This window comes from Roseibium sp. Sym1, from assembly GCF_027359675.1.
GTDB lineage: Bacteria > Pseudomonadota > Alphaproteobacteria > Rhizobiales > Stappiaceae > Roseibium.
In genome coordinates, this window is sequence record NZ_CP114786.1 from 5071995 (window position 1) to 5089439 (window position 17445).

A 17445-nucleotide genomic window follows, 5' to 3' on the forward strand; every position below is an offset into this window, starting at 1 on the left:
TCTGATTCCGTTCTGTCTGCCAATCGTCCCCCCTTGGCGGCTGTCGCTTTACTGACTGATTGTCAGTTTTGTGCAAGCCGTTTGCCTGCCGTGTCCTGTTGATAAGTGGCTTCGTCCCGGATCAGGAGGTCGACCGCGATGCCGGCTGCAATCGCGGCCGGCTGTTTCGATCTGAGTTCCGTCACCCCAATCGGGCAGACCATGTTTGCAACAAGCGAGTCGTTCAGCCCGCGAGATTTCAGCCGTTTCTGGAACCGTGCACGTTTTGTGGCCGATCCGATCACGCCGCAATAGGCAAATCTCTGCTGCAGCAAGGCGCGCGCCATGATCTCTTCATCCAGGGCATGCGAATGCGTCATGGCAAGAACGAAGGTTCCGTCAGGCGCGTGGTCCAGTTGCGTGGCAGGGTCTTTGGTTGCAATCTGTCGTACATTGGCCGGAACCGGCCCGGGAAACTGCTCCACCCGGCTGTCGATCCAGGTGATCTCGAAGGGCTGCGGTGCCAGCGCCAGCACCAGCGCCTTGCCAACATGCCCCGCCCCGAACAGAAATACCGGTCTCCGTTCGGCACCGAATTGCTCTACGAGTCGCTTTCCGCCCGTTTCAGGATCCTCTTCCATGGCAAACGGGCATCTCGAGATCTCTCCGGTAACTTTCCGAGTGCCAACCTGGCCATTCAGGACCCTGGCCTCTGTCGTGAACACCATCCCGCCGGTTTCCCGGCCGGCAAGCTGGCGGGCCTGGCTCAGAGACGCCGTGGTCAGGACTTCTATGGCAATCCTTGCGCGCCCGCCGCAGCATTGCCCCAGGTCCGGGCCCAGGGACACCTTCTCCAGGAAGAATGTTGCCTCGCCCGACCGCAGCGCCCTGACGGTCTTGCGCAGGGCCTCGTATTCCAGCGTGCCGCCACCAATGGTGCCGTAAAATCCGCCATTTGCAGCCACGACCATGCGCGCGCCCGCTTCGCGCGGCGTCGAGCCGTCCACCCCGGCGACCGTGACAAGTGCACAAACGCCGTCGCGTTCCAGACAATCGGCAATCCGTGACCAGGTTTTCATCAGGAGTTTCGCCTCCTGCGCATATCCTGCACGGCCTTCATGATGGCTTCGGGCGTGGCCGGTGCATCCAGGTCGGGCACTTCACCCGGTACAAGGCTGGCGATCGCGTCGGTGATCGCACAGAATACCGAATTTGCCAGCATGACCGGCGGTTCGCCAACAGCCTTCGACCGGTAGACCGTGGCTTCAGGATTGCCGGCGCTTTCGTAAAGCTGGACGGTAAAGTCCTCCGGGATGTCGGACGCGGTCGGGATCTTGTAGGTCGACGGCGCGTGCGTGCGCAGGCGTCCCCTGTCATCCCAGACCAGTTCTTCCGTGGTCAGCCAGCCCATGCCCTGGACGAAACCGCCCTCGATCTGGCCCAGGTCGATCGCCGGGTTCAGGGAGTGTCCGACGTCGTGAAGAATATCGACGCGGTCGACCGTCATTTCACCCGTCATCGTGTCGATGGTCACTTCGGCGCAGGCGCCACCGAACGCGAAATAGTAGAACGGCCTGCCCGTGACATTGTCCCGGTCCCAGGTGATGCCGGGCGTGGCGTAGAACCCTGCATGCGACATCTGGATGCGTGCCATGTGCGCCTGTTTGGCGATCTCCGCGAGCGCGAAACCCTGCTCGCCGACCAGCACCTTGTTGTCCCCGAAATGGATGGCATCAGGACCGCACTGGTGCTGCTCGCACAGGAAAGTGACGAGCCGTGCCCTGATCTCCTTGGCGGCAAGCTTGGCGGCCATGGCATTGAGATCCGTGCCGGACGAGGCTGCCGTCGGGCCGGTATTGGGTACCTTGGAGGTGTTGGTTGCGGTGATGCGGACCTTGTCCAGCGTGATGCCGAACTCCTCGGCGACGACCTGGGCGACCTTCTGGTAGAGCCCCTGCCCCATCTCCGTGCCGCCATGGTTCAGGTGAACGGAACCGTCGGTATACAAATGAACCAGCGCACCTGCCTGGTTGAGATGCTTCAGGGTGAAGGAGATGCCGAATTTGACCGGCGTCAGCGCGAGACCCTTTTTCAGGATAGCGTTTTCCGCGTTGAAGGCGCGGACATCTTCGCGGCGCGCCCAGTAATCGGAACTCCCTTCAAGCTGTGCAATCAGGTCATGCATGACCTGATATTCCTCGACGGGCATGCCATAGGGCGTGAGGTTGCGCTCGCCGTCATAGAAGTTCAGCTTGCGGATCTCGAGGGGATCCTTGCCGATACGGATGGCGATCGCGTCGATCATGCGTTCGGCGGCGAGCATGCCCTGCGGTCCGCCGAAACCCCTGAAGGCCGTGTTGGAGCAGGTATCGGTGCGCAGACGCCGCGACCGGATCAGGGCATCGGGATAGAAATAGCTGGAATCGGCATGGAACAGCGTTCGGTCGTTGACGCCAAGGGAGAGATCAACCGAATAGCCGCACCGCGCCAGGAATTCCATGTCGACGGCACGGATCCGGCCTTCGCCATCATGGCCGACCTTCCAGTTGACCTTAAAATCATGACGCTTACCCGTCATGATCATGTCTTCATCCCGGTCCAGCCGCAGCTTGCACGCCCGGCCCGTTCTGCATGCGGCCAGGGCTGCGAGCGCCGCCCATTGATTGGCCTGGCTTTCCTTGCCGCCGAAGCCTCCGCCCATCCTGCGCACTTCCGTCGTTACCGCCGCGTCCGGAACGCCGAGAACCTTGGCAACCGTGTGCTGGATTTCAGTCGGATGCTGCGTCGAGGAATGGACGAGCATGCCGCCGTCTTCCTGCGGCTCGGCCATGGCGACCTGGCCTTCAAGGTAGAAGTGTTCCTGGCCGCCGATCTTCATGGTGCCGGAAAGGGTCGTTTCGGCCGCGGTCATGCCGGTTTCCGGCGAACCGCGGCGGAACTGGTAGTCGGGCAGGACGGTGGTATCGGCGTCGACGGCGTCGTCGGCTGTCAGGATCGGAGTGATCTGGGCGACCTCGATCCTGGCCTTCAACGCGGCCTTGCGGGCTTGGTCCCGCGTCTCGGCGACAACCGCGAAGACCACCTGGCCGTGAAAAAGGATGTCGCCGTCGGCGAGAACGGGATCATCGCCAAAGGCGGAGGAACAGTCGTTGAGGCCCGGAACATCGGCGGCGGTCAGCACCGCCACAACACCCGGTGCGGACTTCACCTCGTCCAGGTCGACGGACTGGATCCGGCCCCGAACGGCATCTCGTGCCCAGCCGGGAACAACGTGCAGTGTTCCGGTTGGCTCGACCATGTCGTCGATATAGATGGCCGTACCGGAGACATGCTTGGCGGCACTGTCATGCGGCAAGGCCTTGCGGACGGTTTTCAGCGGCTGGGTCAAGCCTTCGGGATCAAGCGGCGCGGTCATTGCCAGCCTCCCGATTGGCCAGAACCCGGACCTGTTCGGCCGCCGTGCCGCTCATTTCCATGAGAGCCTTGGCGAGCAGCGCCCGCGCGGTCTCCATTCGGTATTCAGCGCTGGCCCTCATATCGGTCATTGGCGTGAAATCACCAAGCAGGGCCTGCATTGCGCCGCTCCAGGTGGACGGATCCTCCAGCGAGGCTCCCAGGAGTGCTGTCTCGGCGGTTGCGGCCCGTTTCGGCGTGCCCGCCATGCCGCCATAGGCAATCCGGGCCTCGGTTACCGTGCCTTCCTCATCCACGGTCAACCGGACGGCCGCCATCACGGACGATATGTCCTGGTCGAACCGTTTCGAGATCTTGTAGCAGCGGAATCCCTGGTTGGCGGACAATCGAGGCACGAACAGGCCAGTGACGAATTCGCCCTGTTGCCTGTCCTGTTTGCCGTATTCGATGAAAAAATCCTCGATTGGAAGTGCGCGCGATCCGTCCGCCGAACTCAGTTCAAGCGTTGCCCCGAGGGCGATCAGGGCCGGTGGCGTGTCACCAATCGGAGAGCCGTTGGCGATATTTCCGCCGACGGTACCCGATGCCCTCACCTGCTTGGAGCCGATGCGCCGCCACAGTTCGCCGAGATCCGCCGACAGGCTGGTCATGGCCTGCTCCGTCGCCTGGTAGGTCGCCGTGGCGCCGATCAGGACACCCGACGGGCTGTCTTCGACCCTGTCGAGGCCCTCGACATTTCCCAGCCAGATGGTTTTCGGCAATTCGCGCAGCTGCTTGGTGATCCACAGGCCGACATCGGTTGCACCGGCCACGAGGGTGGCATCGGGATGCTGGCCGTAAAGCGCCGCCAGGCCGTCAAGCGTGGCCGGGGCGGAAAAGAAACAATCGCTGTCCCCGATGAAAACGTCACGTCCGTCGGCGAGTGCGCGCAGCTGCTCGCGGGTTTCGTTGGACCGCCAGGAAAAGGCGTCGTCGGCCGCGTCGAAGCAGGCCTGGAGAGCAGCGTCGACGATCGGCCGGTAGCCCGTGCAACGGCACAGGTTTCCGGCAAGCCAGTCGGTGACGGTCTTGCGGGACCTTTTTGCATCTTCCGCGTGATAGAGCGTGAACAGGCTCATGATGAAACCGGGCGTGCAGAAGCCGCATTGCGATCCGTGCAGTTCCACCATGGCAGCCTGGACAGGATGGAGGCGGCTGTCCTCCACCAGGTCTTCCACGGTGACGAGTTCCGCGCCGTCGATCATCCCGAGGAGCTGAATGCAACTGTTGACGGGCTGGTAGACAAGCCGCCCGTCGATCAGGCGCCCGAGCGCAACCGTGCAGGCGCCGCAATCGCCTTCCCCGCAGCCCTCCTTGGTGCCGGTCTGTCTTCGGCGCAGGCGCAGGTAGTCAAGCAGGGTCTCCGTCGGACCGACATTCTCAAGCTCGACCACTTCACCGGCCTTGAGGAAGCGTATGGTATCACGCATCGGTCACCGCCTTCCGCAGAGACGCGGGACGCTTACAGGACAGACGGACGAAACCGGAGCAGGATACCGTGTCCAGGTTCCGTGGCCCAATCCGTGGCCCAATCCGTGGCCCAATCCGGGGGTGTTCAGAACGCGCCTTGTCAAACGCCCCATTGGTCGTCTCCCTCGTCCGGCCGTCTGCCGCAAAACTGTCATGAAAAATGTGCCTTAAAAAAACTCAGAACCAAAGCGCTCATTTGAGACCGTATTGTTGCCTATTTGGCATCAAGAGGTGGAAGTTGGTCCCTTAGAGCGAACACAGCGTGGTCGAAGAACATGCCCGGCGCAAGAGCCAGGGCCCGCAGGGACGACGTTACCACGCACAGGCGGTCTGCCTGAAGAGGCTTGTCCGTCAAGGGTTTGAAGATCAATGTGCCGTTTGCGAGTTCATCTTCGCAACCGATCATAGTCTGGAAACCGATGACCTGTTCCTCGCGGGCAAGTACACGCATCAGCCTGAGGGAATTGGCTTCCACGTAGGTTCGCGAAGCGCCCGGAATGCTGCGCCGGACAGCATCGATGCGGGTTCGGAGTGACAGCCCTTCCGCCGGCAGGACAACCGGATATTTCAGACAGTCGAGAAGACTCAGCGCCTTGGAGCCGGCCAAAGGATGGTCCGGGCGCATCAGGGCGCCAATCACCAGGTCGTGGTGGAACGCAATTGTCAGCGCCGAGGTGTCCGGTGGATCGAAGGTAAAACCGACATCGGCTTCCGCAGCCTCCACCTTGCGCGCGGCCTCGATGGAAGAGGAAACCGAGACGTTGACGTGTATTCCGGGATAGTGTCGGCGAAAGCCGCTGATGACGGCCGGGAGGAGTTTCTCGGCGACGCTTTCGACACTTGCGATCGACACCGTTCCGCGGCGCAGGCCTTTCAGCGCGTCGAGTTCGGCAACGGTGCCCTCGAAGTCCGAATAGGTGCGCCGGATATGGGCCAGCAGCAATTCGCCTGCCTGGCTGAGACGCAATCGCCGCCCCACCCGGTCGAACAGCTGCAGCCCCAGGGCCTCTTCCAGCCAGAGCACCTGCCGGTTCACCGCCGAAGAGGCGACATTGAGCTCGCGCGAGGCGGCCCGTATCGAGCCGGCCTCTGCAACGGCCAGGAAATAGCGCATGGCCGGGCTGTAAAGATTGCGGGACAGGTCCTGGGCCCGGCCGGACAGCATCGAAAGGTCCTTACGGGATCAGCACGGTGGTGCCGGTGGTCTTGCGTCCTTCGAGGTCCATGTGCGCCTGGGCGGCGTCCGCCAGGCGATATTCCTGGTTGACCTCGATTTTCACGACGCCCTTCCTGACCACGTCGAACAACTCACCCGCCGTGGCCTCGAGATCTTCGCGGCTGGCGATGTAGTTGAAAAGCGTCGGACGTGTCGCGAAGAGCGAGCCCTTCTGTGCAAGAAGTGCCAGGTTGAAATCCGTGATGGGGCCGGAGGACTGGCCGAAGCTGACCCACAGGCCGCGCGGTTTCAGACAGTCAAGCGACCCCGGATAGGTGTCCTTGCCGACGCTGTCATAGACGACGTCACATCCCTTGCCGCCGGTTATCTCCCTGACCCGTTCGACAAAGTCCTCGGTGCGGTAGTTGATCATGTGCTGGTAGCCATGGGCCTTTGCCAGGGAGATCTTGTCCTCCGATCCCGCCGTGCCGATCACGGTGGCGCCGAGATGGGCGGCCCATTGTCCGGCGATCAGCCCGACACCGCCGGCAGCGGCATGGAACAGCAGCACCGTATCCGGACCGACCTTGAACGTCTGGCGCAACAGGTACTGGGCGGTCATGCCTTTCAGCATCATCCCGGCGGCTGTCTTGTCGTCGATGCCCTCGGGGATCACCACTAGCCGGTCCGCAGGCACGAGCCGCTCCTGCGCGTAGGCGCCGAGCGGTCCGACATAGGCGACCCGGTCGCCCGGCTTCAGGTGTGTGACACCCTCGCCCACGGTCTGGACGACGCCGGCCCCCTCGTTGCCGGGGCTGAACGGTGTGCCGTTGGGCGCAGGATAGAGGCCGGAGCGGAAGTAGGTGTCGATGAAATTGAGGCCGATCGCGGTGTGGCGGATGCGGGCCTCTCCCGGCCCGGGTTCGCCGACATCGACTTGTTCCCAGCGCATGACTTCCGGCCCACCGGTTTCATGAACACAGACAGCTTGAACCATAATTATCCCCGGAGCGTTGAGGCCTGTAAGCGGCCTTGCGTTGGTTGAGTCTGGCGGCAAGCTTAATGGCTTCCCGGGCAACCGAAAAGACCGCGCGGGTCGGCTCGTGCCGCGAAGTGGGTCAAAACACCTTTTCGGATTTGGCCCTTCACAGGGGCCAACGGCCCTGCGTCAGTCGACCCTGTCGAGCAGTTGCTGGACCGCGGATACCAGAAACAGGTAGAAACTGGCTGCCGTGAACAGGGACGCGGAAAGACCGGTCAGCGACATTCCGTCAAGAATGGCGAAAGCGGCAAGACCCATCCACAACAGGGTCACCGGCAAGGTGACCAGGCGCCAGCGGCGCACCCGCACGGGATGGACAAACCGGATCGGTGCAAATGTCAGCGCACAGCACAGAAGCACGAAGAAGATCGTGAAGGTTTCGGAGGGCGACAGCACCATCAGCCCGAAGATGACCATGTTCCATCCGGCGGGAAAGCCCTTGAACGACCCGTCAGGCGTCTTCATGCCGTTGTCGGCAAAATAGAGGGCGCCGGTGAAGACCACGAGTCCGCCGCAGATCCAGTTCCAGGGCGAAGACAGCATCAGGCTCCAGGAGAGTGCAAAAGCCGGCAGGAAAACGTAGGTGGCATAGTCGATGACAAAGTCGAGGGACGCACCCGACCAGCGTGGCAGCCGTTCTGCGATGTTGTACCGCCGGGCCAGCGGGCCATCGATTCCGTCAACGAAGAAGGCCAGGCCGAGCCAGGCGAACATTTCCGCCCAGTTGCCCTGCGCTCCGGCCAGAAGCGCAATCAGGGCAATCGGTGCACCGGACGCTGTCAGGATGTGGATCAGGAACAGAGCAGGCTCGGTCTTCGCTTTGCCTGGCGTAATGTCCGTCACGGGGCTGTCCTCACTCACAAGAAATTTGCGCGATTACCGTTTTGCGTTAGCGCTTTCTTTGCGTGAGGCATTGCAATTGCCCATCGATCACACAGACGCTGACGTCGACCTTTATTGCAATCGTATGACAGTGTGAACCGAAAAAACAGTCCCGGACGGCTTCGGCCGCCATTTAGGCCGCCAGGTGCCCGGTCAGGATAAGGAAAACCAGGAAACCTGCCCAGGCCAGCAGCCCGGCCCCGATGATGTAAGGCAAATACCGGTTGGGAAACGCCTTTTCGATTGCCATCAGGCCTCCAAGCATGGCGATCCAGAGAATGTTCATCAGGCCGACCGCGAACATCACGGTCATCACGGCCCAGCAGCAACCGAGGCAGGCCCACCCCTGAACCAGCCCTTCCCGGAAACCGTTGAACGCACCGGGCTCGGCGTGTCCGCCGGAAAACGCCCATCGGGGGTACCAGCATCTGGCAAGGCAAGCCTGTTTTGCCGGTGTGAACTGGTAGAGGCCGGCGGCGAACAGGACCGAAGTGGTCAGGGCAAGACTGGCCGGGGCCATCATGTCCGTGAGGGCGCCGATGCGGGCGAGCAGCCATTGGGCGGCGGTGGCCAGCACGGCGTAACCGATCCAGACGGCAAGGTATCCGAACGTGGCGAAAAGGCCGGCTGCACGGCCTGTCGCCGGCGAACCGCTGCGGTCCGCGACCTCGAAGGAATAGTTGCGGAGCATGGGAACGGCGGTCGGCAACATCATGGCAAGGGCCATCATCGACCACATGGTGAAGATCTTGCCCAGGTCCGCCAGGCTCAATTCCGCTCCGGGCATGCCGAACGTGGCCCCCGCGGGCAGGCAGAGCACGGCCAGGGCGGCGCGCGCCTCCGCCGACAGGCCGGCGAACAGGTTGAACGTATTGAAGATCCCCATCCCCGGACCGGCTTCGCTCATGTCCATGACCGGCACCATGTCCGCGATCATGGCCGCGAGATACAGCCAGCCGCCGAGGCTCAGAAGAACGATTACCATCAGCACCAGCGGCCAGCTATGCCGGTGATCCGGTGCGGGTTGGCCTGTCTTCCGGGACGCGTTGAAGCTGGTCAAGAGTGTCATCGCAAGGTGTCGGTCGTTTGAATCCTGATTACAATTTGGCGCGACCATAACTGTGTTTGTCGCCATGGCCTTTGATTTTTCTCATGAACCTCGGCCATTGCAAACATGTGCATTTGGTACGCCTGCGTGTTTTGGTCCCGTTGCATTCTTTTTCGTAAGGAGCACATTGGAGACCAAACACATTTGGATGGACAGGGCCATGGCACAAAAAGATCAGCCGGACATTTATGACATTGCCATCGTCGGCGGCGGTCCCTCCGGACGGATCGCAGCGCTTGCGCTTGCGCAAGCGGGCTTTGCCTGCGCGCTGTTCGCCCCGGAGCCTGCGAAAACGGACGGCAGGACAACCGCCCTGTGGCAGCAATCGATCGATCTTCTGCGTGAAACCGGCGTCTGGACCGACATTGAGGCAAATGCAGCGCCCTTGAAGAAGATGCGCATGATCGATGCAACGGGCCGCTTGTTCCGGGCGCCCGAAGTGACATTCGACAGTGCCGAACTTGGCATGGAGGTATTTGGATTCAATATCTTGAATTCGGAACTTAATGCTGTTCTTCAAACGTATTGTGATCAACAGGACAATCTGGCGACCTATGCCGAAAGTGTCGTCGGAGCCACGTTCGAGCCGGATGCTGCCCGATTGACCACAGCAGGTGGCAGGACCGTGTCGGCCCGGCTGGCGGTTGCCGCCGATGGCCGCAACTCCCTGCTTCGTGAGAGCGCGGGCATCGAGGTGAAGCGGTGGTCCTATCCGCAGGTCGCGGTCGTTCTCAACCTGGAACACCGGCTGCCGCACCAGCATGTTTCCACGGAATTCCACACAGCGACCGGGCCTTTCACGCTGGTGCCCCTGCCCGGCCGCCAGTCCGCGCTGGTCTGCGTCGAGACAGCGGACGGCGCGGAGGCAATGCTGGCGATGGCGCCGACACAGCTGGAACGGGAGCTGGAACGGCGCGCGCATTCGATTCTGGGAGCGTTCAAACTGGCGTCCGAACCGCAGAGTTTTCCGCTTTCCGGCATGAATGCCAGGAGCCTTGTCGGCCAGAGGCTGGCGCTTGTCGGGGAAACGGCGCACGTGTTTCCACCAATCGGAGCCCAGGGCCTCAATCTGTCCTTGAGGGACATACTGGACTTGAGAACGACGCTGCTGTCCGCCCGCGTCAGGCAAGCCGATCATGGCGGGCAAGCCGTGCTTGCGGCCTATGAGAACAAGCGGCGCGGTGACATCCGGACCAGAACCAATGCCGTCGATCTGTTGAACAGGTCGCTGCTGACGTCTTTCCTGCCCGTGCAGGCGGCGCGCAGCACTGGACTTTATCTGGCCGGCAAGATCGGGCCCTTGCGCCGGATACTTATGCGCGAAGGCATGACGCCGGGAAGTTCCCTTCGGCCCGGCGGGTAATCGGCCTCTCCTGCCTGTCAGGAGGTCCCCGGTTTGCGATTTTTGAGGTGATAGGTCAGCGCCATCCCGATCATCTGGCGCAGTTCCTCCTCGGGCAACGGCGCATCCAGGCGAAGGTGGACGCTGCGGTCGCCGCCGAAGGTGAACTGGGGAAACAGGCCGCGCCAGTCGGATACCAGCGAGGACTGGCAATTGACATAGAGCGCGATGTCGCCTGCGTCGGACTTGTCCGCGTCGATCCGGATGGTTGTTCCGGTTCTTGGCTGAACCGTCAGGTAGCTGGCCTGTCCCCACTTGAGGGTCTCCTCGAGCGTCCCGATCGCGTCGTTTTTGCGCGCGGTTTCCACGATCAGGGCCCGCAGCTTCAGCAATCCGTCCCTCAGGTCGTCCGGATAGCCTTTGAGCAGAGCCAGTACGTCCGGATTGTCCTTCATGACCTGTCTCCCACCTGCAGAAACCCAACTACAGAAAACCGGTTGTCAGGGCCCAGATAAATGCCGTGACCGTGACAATGGACACCGCGGTTCCGATCAGCACGAAACTCGAGGCCCGCTGTACGTAAGTGCCATATTGCTGGGCGATGACAAAGACGTTGGTCGCCGGCGGCAGGCAGGACATCAGCACCGCGGTGGCCACCCAGAGCGGTTCGAAGCCGCCGAGCCAGCTCAGCAGCAGAAACACGAGCACCGGGTGCAGCACCAGCTTGACCGACAGGACCAGGGGCAGTTCCAGCGGTATCCGTCCAACCGGTCTGAGCGCGATGTTCACGCCCATGGCAAACAGGGCGCAGGGAGCCGCGGCGTTGCTAAGGTAGAGCAGCATCGTGTTGACCGCCTTGGGCGGCTGGAACTCTAACGCGGCGGCAAGAACGCCGGCAATCGTCGCCAGGATGAACGGGTGGGTGAAGATCCTGACCGCGATCTGCTTCAGGGTGTCCAGGAAATTGTCGTCATCCGAGCCGGCAAGCGCCATGAGCAACGGCGCGAGAATGAACATCAGGGCATTGTCGAAGGCCAGGATCAGCGCGGTCGGTACCGTCGCCTGCTCTCCCAGGACGGCAAGTGTCAGGCCGGGGCCCATGTAACCGACATTGGAATAGGCGCCGGCAATCCCGAGGATCGTGGATTCGCCGATATTGCCGCGCGTTGCCACCACGCCGATGCAAAAGGAAATCGCAAAAACGATATAGGTGGTGAAGGTCGTTGCCGCGACAAACGATATGTTTGCGAGCTGTTCGAAAGGGGTTTCCGACAGGAGCCGGAAAAACAGCGCCGGCAAGGCCAGGTAGACCACGAAAAAGTTCATCCAGCTCAGGCCAGCTTCAGGCAGGTTCCGAAGCTTGCCGGCGGCAAAGCCGAGAAGGATCAGCCCGAAGAACGGGAGGGCCAGTGTGATGACGTCCTGCATTCTATTTCCAGGTTTGGTGCGCTCTGCCGGTGGATGGAATGGTTGGGGGTTGGTGCTTGCATCTTGCGCCGGGCTTGGCTAAGGACGCTTGATCTGTTGGCCGGTACGGATGAACCGCATTCCAATCAGGTCTGAGGCTGTGCCGCAAGGGCTCTAACGTCTGGAACAGGACGGAAAGACCCCATTGACCGGACCACGCTGCGTAACTTGAAAGCATTTGTTCCCTATGTCCCGGAAAATGAAACAGCGCAAGCATCCCAGACTGACCGCTGTGCAGAATTTCGTGGAAGGCATCGCGCTCAATTGCGCAATCCGGCTGTTCCGACTGATCCCGGTGGATGTTGCCTCGTTCCTCATGGGGAAGAGCTGGCGCTTGCTGGCGCCGTTTAACGCACGCCATAAACGCGCACTGGACCATCTGGAAAAGGCGTTTCCGGAAATGCCGTTGAAAAGGCGCGAGCAGATCGTTCGCGGCATGTGGGAAAACCTCGGGCGCGTCGCGGCGGAAACGTTTCATATCGACCGGCTGCTGAAGCAGGATCATCGATTCACGGCGATCACGGACGAGATTACCGAAGATGTCCTGAAGGGAAACCAGGCCTGCCTGTTCGTGTCTTTTCACAGTGCCAATTGGGAATTGTGCGTTCAACCGGCGGTGCGTCAGGGGCTGGCCATAACCGGTGTCTACCAGGCCCTGCGCAACCCGGAAGCCGACAGGGCCCTGCGGGACCTTCGACTGGATCTCTACAAGGGGGGACTTCTGTCGAAGAGCCACCAGACCGCCCGCAAGATCCTCTCGACCCTCAAGACCGGCGGCGTTGTGGCCATGATGGGCGACCTCAGGGAGACCCGCGGCATCAAGGTGCCTTTCTTCGGCAGATTGGCCTATGCCAATCCGGTGCCGGCGTCCCTCGCCCGCGCCTGCAACGTGCCGATCGTGCTCGGCCGCGTGGTCCGCAAGACCGGTGTCAATTTCGAGATTGAAGGCCGGGCCATTTCCGTTCCGGTGACCGAAGACCGCGAGCGTGATATCGAAACCGCGACGGCTCAGATCCACACCATCTTCGAGAGCTGGATCAGGGAACAACCGGAACAGTGGATGTGGATCCACAAGAAATGGGCTCCTCCTGGAAAGACTTCTGCCCAGAAACAGGCCCGGCGTGCCGCGGGAATGAATTCCATCGCCTCACAGGACTGACCTTGTCCCGGTCCTCCTTTCGGGGGATGGTTGCAGCGCAGCATTGGCGCTATAGCTACATCTTCAAAAAAAGGTGGAGGACAGCCGTTTCATGAAAACCCCAAGCGCTTACTACAAGCCGCTCGCCATCGGTGCTCCGGCGCCGTTCCGTGAACGCCCGGTCACGCTGGAGCGCATGATCCATTTCGTGCCGCCTCATATCGAGAAGATGCGGTCCAAGGTGCCGGAGCTCATCAACAAGGTCGATGTGGTGCTGGGGAACCTGGAGGACGCGATCCCGGCCGAAGCCAAGACGGATGCTCGAAAGGGCTTCATCCAGATGGCACAGGACAACGACTTCGGTTCAACGGGTCTTTGGACACGGGTGAATTGCCTCAACAGCCCTTGGTTCCTGGACGATCTCTTGGAAATCGTACCGGCGGTCGGCGACAAGCTTGACGTCGTGATGCTGCCGAAGGTCGAGGGAGCCTGGGACATTCATTACCTGGACCAGTTGCTGGCGCAGCTGGAAGCCAGGGCCGGGCTGACCAAGCCGGTGATGATCCACGCCATCCTGGAAACGGCCGAAGGCGTCAACAATGTCGAGGACATCGCGGCCGCAAGCCCGCGCATGCACGGCATGAGCCTGGGACCTGCGGATCTTGCCGCCTCGCGCGGAATGAAAACCACCCGCGTCGGCGGAGGGCATCCCGATTATGCCGTTCTCTCGGACGCGGGCACCGACGGGGCGCGGACGGCGTATCAACAGGACCTGTGGCACTACACCGTCGGCAAGATGGTCGATGCGTGCCTCGCCCACGGTCTGAAACCCTTCTACGGCCCGTTTGGAGACTTTTCGGACACCGCGGCCTGTGAAAGCCAGTTCCGGAACGCCTTTCTCATGGGATGCCTGGGGGCATGGTCCCTGCACCCCACCCAGATCGACATTGCCAAGAAGGTGTTCTCGCCGGACCCGCAGGAGGTGACCTTCGCCAAGCGGATCATCGAGGCCATGCCGGACGGCACCGGGGCGGTCATGATCGACGGCAAGATGCAGGACGATGCAACCTGGAAACAGGCCAAGGTCATTGTGGACCTTGCCCGACTGGTTGCCTCGAAAGACAAGGAGCAGGCTGCCGTATACGGTCTTTAGAAATTCGCAAGGCTCCGCGTCTAATGTTTAATGTTACAACGCTTGCAAGCAGGCAGCCAAAACGGTATCCCGGCATTGCATGCACTAAGCGGACGAAGAACCATGCGTACGGCAAAATTCAGAATTGGTCAGGTCGTCCGGCACCGTATCTACCCCTTCAGGGGCGTGATCTTCGATGTCGATCCGACCTTCAGCAATACGGAAGAGTGGTGGAATGCGATCCCGGAAGACGTGCGGCCGCTGCGCGACCAGCCCTTCTATCATCTTCTCGCTGAAAATGAAGAAACTGAATATGTTGCCTATGTGAGCGAGCAGAATCTCGAGCCCGACATGACGGGCGAGCCGGTGCGCCATCCCCAGGTCGAGGAGATCTTCGAGGAACAGACCGACGGCTCCTATCTGCCGCGCAGTGTCGAGATTCACTAGTCCGACATCCCGTTTTCATGAAAAAGGCCGGATCCGATGAGGATCCGGCCTTTGTTCGTTTCCGGCAGTGGATGCCGTTTTACTGGTTCTGGGCGTCGATCAGCTTCTGGCGGGCTTCATCCGCGCGCTTCTGAAGTTCGCTCTGCAGTTCTTCCTGGCGCTTCTGAAGCTCGGCGAGGTTCATCGGTTCGCCGTCATACACCTTGGTGAAGCCGATCAGGGTCATCTTGAAGACGATTTCCTTGGCTTGCTGGTTGAACGGCGCGACGATCATCTCGCCACCCTGCTTCATGGTGTTGATGAAGGACTCATCAATTGCCAGTTCCGCGTAACAGGCGTTCGGAGCACAGATGCTGTATTTGCCCTGTACCGGCTTGCCGTCGTCGATCTGGATGCGCACGCCCGGCTGGATCAGAACGCCGGTCGGAACGGCGACCAGCAGTTTCTTGCGGGCTTCACCCTCGGTTTCCTGAATTGCGATGTTGCTCAGGAACTGACCCGTGTTGGTGCGCAGTTCGATCGAAATGAAGCAGATTTCCTTCTGCGTATTCGGATTGGTGTTACACGCCTTCGTCCAAGGGCTCTTTTCTTCTTGGGCGATTGCGGGAGCACCTGCAAAAGAAGACAGGGCCAGGAACGCACCGGCCGCGCATCCGGTCAATCCTCTTTTCAAAACACTCTTCATCGAAACGTCCTCAATCGTGCGTGTATGAAACTTTCGCGTTGTTCTGAGGCATTCCGCTATCAACCGCAAGGCCCGTCAGAACATTCGAACCGTGAAACCATGGTAAGACACTTAATTTGGGCAAGAGGGTGGCCGATTTGCAACGCAGGCCGGTGACCCTATTCAAAACTGAATATCTTGCTGATTGTTGGTTGCTTTGGGGGCGTTTGCATTGTCCCTGTGGTACTCTGGCCGCTGAGAATCAACAGAATCTCGGGCGGTGGTCATGTGTAATGCGGTTGTCTCCAGTTTTTTTCTCAAAAGCACCAGGAAACTGGCTGCCGTCACCGCGGCGGTGGTGCTGAGCGTCAGTCTTCCGGCGTCTTTTGCGCGGGCGGACGACGAGAGCGTTCCCTGGACGCATGCCATTTCCATGCACGGACAACCGGCCCTGGAAGAGGGACAGGCCTTTCCCTATGTCAATCCGGAGGCGCCGAAGGGGGGGAGCATCACCCTTGGCGTTCAAGGAACCTTCGACAGCCTGAATTCCTTTATCGTCCAGGGCGGATGGACATCTGCGCGCGGCATGCGTGAAAGGGAGTTCGGCAACAATATCCTGGAAAGCCTGCTGGTTCGTTCCTACGCCGAGCCGTTTTCGCTTTACGGCCTGCTGGCTCAGCGGGTGCGCATGCCGGACAGCCGGGAATGGATCGAGTTCGAACTGAATCCCGATGCCAAGTTCTCGGACGGGTCATCCGTGACTGTCGAGGACGTCATCTTTTCTCTGGAAGTGATCGAAGCCAAGGGCCGGCCGCCCTACCGGAACTGGTATGCGGCGATCAAGGAGAAGCAGGTCACGGCGCCCAACCGGCTGAAGCTCGTCTTTGAAAACGGCGACAACCGGGAGCTGCCGCTGCTGATTGCCCTTGCCCCGATCTATTCCAAGAAACACACCGATTTCGATACGTTCGACAAATCGACACTGACCCCGCCGGTCGGGACCGGGCCCTATACGTTCAAGACGATCGAGCCGGGTCGTCTGGTCGTTTATGAAAAGAACCCGGACTATTGGGCCAAGGATTTGCCCGTGAAAGCCGGTTTCGACAATTTCGACGAGATCCGCATCGAGTACTTCCGCGACGAGACAACGCTTCAGGAAGCCTTCAAGAAGGGACTTGTGACTGCGCTGAAATTCGGCGATCCCGCCCGTTGGGCCACAGGGTTCGACTTTCCCGCTGCCGAAAATGGCGATGTGGTGAAGCGGGATCTGCCGCTTGGCATTCCCGCCCCGATGAGCGGCATCGCGTTCAACACCCGCCGGGCGCAGTTTTCGGACGTCAACACGCGCAAGGCGCTGCGCATGCTCTTCGACTTCAAATGGGTCAACGAAAATCTCTATTACGGCCTTTACAAGCGGACGGCCGGCTACTGGGACAATTCGGACCTGTCCTCCATCGGGCATCCGGCCAGCGATCGCGAAAAGGAGCTGCTGGCGCCCTTCCCCGGCGTTGTTGATCCGGACGTCATGGCGGGGACCTGGCGTCCCGCGGATGCGGACGGGTCCGGTCAGGACCGAAAGGTCCTTCGCGAAGCGCTCAACATGTTCGGATCGGCAGGGTATGGACTGAAGGACCGCAAGCTGGTGCATCAGGACAGCGGTGAACCGCTGACCTTCGAAATTCTTGCCAAGAACGAAGACGAGGAGAAGCTCGCCCTCGCCTATATCAAGACGCTGGAACTTCTCGGTATCGAGGCCAGCGTGCGAAGTGTCGATCCGTCCCAGTTCGAGGATCGGCGCACCAAGCGCGACTTCGACATGGTGTTCAACACCTGGTACGCATCGCTGTCACCGGGGGCGGAGCAATACGGGCGCTGGTCTTCCAAGTCCGCCGACGCCGAAGGATCCTTCAATTTTGTCGGCGCCAAGGAACCGGCGATTGATGCACTCATAGATGAAATTGTCGCGGCTCGCAGCCGGGAGGAGTTTGTCGACGCCGTCAGGGCGTTCGATCGCGTGCTCATCTCGGGCGCCTATGCCGTGCCTCTCTATCATGTATCTGAGGATTGGGTTGCGTATTGGAACAAGGTTGTTCCCCCGCAGCAGGATTCGCTTTACGGCCATGAATATGACACCTGGTGGTCTGCTGCGGCTCAATAATCGGACC

At 60.9% G+C, this 17445-nt stretch carries 15 protein-coding genes; 5 read left to right on the plus strand and 10 right to left on the minus strand.

Translation table 11 applies throughout. The features are described 5' to 3' along the window. Positions 1 to 62: 62 nt before the first annotated feature. The 7 genes from xdhC to O6760_RS23670 all read right to left on the minus strand — a co-directional run bounded on the left by xdhC (position 63) and on the right by O6760_RS23670 (position 9051). Entirely contained in the window at positions 63 to 1058 is a 996-nt protein-coding gene (xdhC, locus tag O6760_RS23640) for a xanthine dehydrogenase accessory protein XdhC (RefSeq protein WP_269582110.1), read from the minus strand. Continuing rightward, complete coding sequence (gene xdhB, locus O6760_RS23645) at positions 1058 to 3394, minus strand: xanthine dehydrogenase molybdopterin binding subunit (protein ID WP_269582111.1); 2337 nt, start codon at positions 3392 to 3394, stop codon at positions 1058 to 1060. The genes xdhC and xdhB overlap by 1 nt, the downstream gene beginning before the upstream one ends. Continuing rightward, positions 3378 to 4862, minus strand: a complete 1485-nt coding sequence (xdhA, locus tag O6760_RS23650; protein ID WP_269582112.1) for a xanthine dehydrogenase small subunit — start codon at positions 4860 to 4862, stop codon at positions 3378 to 3380. The genes xdhB and xdhA overlap by 17 nt, the downstream gene beginning before the upstream one ends. 254 nt (positions 4863 to 5116) lie before the next feature. Then, positions 5117 to 6067: a LysR family transcriptional regulator gene (locus O6760_RS23655; protein WP_269582113.1), complete on the minus strand. Its 951-nt coding sequence runs from the start codon at positions 6065 to 6067 to the stop codon at positions 5117 to 5119. A 10-nt stretch (positions 6068 to 6077) separates the two neighbouring features. After that, positions 6078 to 7055: a quinone oxidoreductase family protein gene (locus O6760_RS23660; RefSeq protein ID WP_269582114.1), complete on the minus strand. Its 978-nt coding sequence runs from the start codon at positions 7053 to 7055 to the stop codon at positions 6078 to 6080. Positions 7056 to 7226: 171 nt separating this feature from the next. Then, positions 7227 to 7943, minus strand: coding sequence for a CDP-alcohol phosphatidyltransferase family protein (locus O6760_RS23665; protein WP_269582115.1), 717 nt, complete (start codon positions 7941 to 7943; stop codon positions 7227 to 7229). A gap of 172 nt (positions 7944 to 8115) precedes the next feature. After that, positions 8116 to 9051 carry a DUF2182 domain-containing protein gene (locus O6760_RS23670; RefSeq protein ID WP_269582116.1) on the minus strand — a complete coding sequence of 312 codons (936 nt, stop codon included), beginning with the start codon at positions 9049 to 9051 and terminating at the stop codon, positions 8116 to 8118. Positions 9052 to 9250: 199 nt separating this feature from the next. On the opposite strand from O6760_RS23670, the gene O6760_RS23675 reads away from it, so the two are divergent. After that, positions 9251 to 10453, plus strand: coding sequence for a UbiH/UbiF family hydroxylase (locus O6760_RS23675; protein WP_269582117.1), 1203 nt, complete (start codon positions 9251 to 9253; stop codon positions 10451 to 10453). 17 nt (positions 10454 to 10470) lie between these two features. Here O6760_RS23675 and O6760_RS23680 read toward each other — a convergent pair whose 3' ends face one another. Together O6760_RS23680 and O6760_RS23685 are read right to left on the minus strand one after the other, a co-directional pair. After that, a complete protein-coding gene (locus tag O6760_RS23680) occupies positions 10471 to 10887 on the minus strand; it encodes a DUF1801 domain-containing protein (protein WP_269582118.1) in 417 nt (138 codons plus the stop codon). 28 nt (positions 10888 to 10915) lie between these two features. Next, positions 10916 to 11860, minus strand: a complete 945-nt coding sequence (locus O6760_RS23685) for an AEC family transporter (protein ID WP_269582119.1) — start codon at positions 11858 to 11860, stop codon at positions 10916 to 10918. 238 nt (positions 11861 to 12098) lie between these two features. On the opposite strand from O6760_RS23685, the gene O6760_RS23690 reads away from it, so the two are divergent. The 3 genes from O6760_RS23690 to hspQ all read left to right on the plus strand — a co-directional run bounded on the left by O6760_RS23690 (position 12099) and on the right by hspQ (position 14616). Continuing rightward, entirely contained in the window at positions 12099 to 13058 is a 960-nt protein-coding gene (locus tag O6760_RS23690; protein WP_269582120.1) for a lysophospholipid acyltransferase family protein, read from the plus strand. Between the two features lie 91 nt (positions 13059 to 13149). After that, positions 13150 to 14190: an HpcH/HpaI aldolase/citrate lyase family protein gene (locus tag O6760_RS23695; RefSeq protein WP_269582121.1), complete on the plus strand. Its 1041-nt coding sequence runs from the start codon at positions 13150 to 13152 to the stop codon at positions 14188 to 14190. 102 nt (positions 14191 to 14292) lie between these two features. Then, a complete protein-coding gene (gene hspQ, locus O6760_RS23700; protein WP_094070739.1) occupies positions 14293 to 14616 on the plus strand; it encodes a heat shock protein HspQ in 324 nt (107 codons plus the stop codon). A gap of 79 nt (positions 14617 to 14695) precedes the next feature. Here the strand turns inward: hspQ and O6760_RS23705 are convergent, their stop codons facing one another. After that, positions 14696 to 15301: an invasion associated locus B family protein gene (locus O6760_RS23705; RefSeq protein WP_269582122.1), complete on the minus strand. Its 606-nt coding sequence runs from the start codon at positions 15299 to 15301 to the stop codon at positions 14696 to 14698. Positions 15302 to 15566: 265 nt separating this feature from the next. Here O6760_RS23705 and O6760_RS23710 point away from each other — a divergent pair, with 265 nt between their 5' ends. After that, positions 15567 to 17438: an extracellular solute-binding protein gene (locus O6760_RS23710; protein ID WP_269582123.1), complete on the plus strand. Its 1872-nt coding sequence runs from the start codon at positions 15567 to 15569 to the stop codon at positions 17436 to 17438. Positions 17439 to 17445 lie beyond the last annotated feature (7 nt).

Coding starts and splice junctions, on each gene's coding strand:
- O6760_RS23660 (WP_269582114.1), bottom strand. CDS start 7,055: ATGGTTCAAGCTGTCTGTGTTCATGAAACCGGTGGGCCGGAAGTCATG.
- O6760_RS23695 (WP_269582121.1), top strand. CDS start 13,150: ATGAAAACCCCAAGCGCTTACTACAAGCCGCTCGCCATCGGTGCTCCG.
- O6760_RS23670 (WP_269582116.1), bottom strand. CDS start 9,051: ATGACACTCTTGACCAGCTTCAACGCGTCCCGGAAGACAGGCCAACCC.
- O6760_RS23705 (WP_269582122.1), bottom strand. CDS start 15,301: ATGAAGAGTGTTTTGAAAAGAGGATTGACCGGATGCGCGGCCGGTGCG.
- O6760_RS23655 (WP_269582113.1), bottom strand. CDS start 6,067: ATGCTGTCCGGCCGGGCCCAGGACCTGTCCCGCAATCTTTACAGCCCG.
- xdhC (WP_269582110.1), bottom strand. CDS start 1,058: ATGAAAACCTGGTCACGGATTGCCGATTGTCTGGAACGCGACGGCGTT.
- xdhB (WP_269582111.1), bottom strand. CDS start 3,394: ATGACCGCGCCGCTTGATCCCGAAGGCTTGACCCAGCCGCTGAAAACC.
- O6760_RS23675 (WP_269582117.1), top strand. CDS start 9,251: ATGGCACAAAAAGATCAGCCGGACATTTATGACATTGCCATCGTCGGC.
- xdhA (WP_269582112.1), bottom strand. CDS start 4,862: ATGCGTGATACCATACGCTTCCTCAAGGCCGGTGAAGTGGTCGAGCTT.
- hspQ (WP_094070739.1), top strand. CDS start 14,293: ATGCGTACGGCAAAATTCAGAATTGGTCAGGTCGTCCGGCACCGTATC.
- O6760_RS23690 (WP_269582120.1), top strand. CDS start 12,099: ATGAAACAGCGCAAGCATCCCAGACTGACCGCTGTGCAGAATTTCGTG.
- O6760_RS23685 (WP_269582119.1), bottom strand. CDS start 11,860: ATGCAGGACGTCATCACACTGGCCCTCCCGTTCTTCGGGCTGATCCTT.
- O6760_RS23710 (WP_269582123.1), top strand. CDS start 15,567: ATGTGTAATGCGGTTGTCTCCAGTTTTTTTCTCAAAAGCACCAGGAAA.
- O6760_RS23680 (WP_269582118.1), bottom strand. CDS start 10,887: ATGAAGGACAATCCGGACGTACTGGCTCTGCTCAAAGGCTATCCGGAC.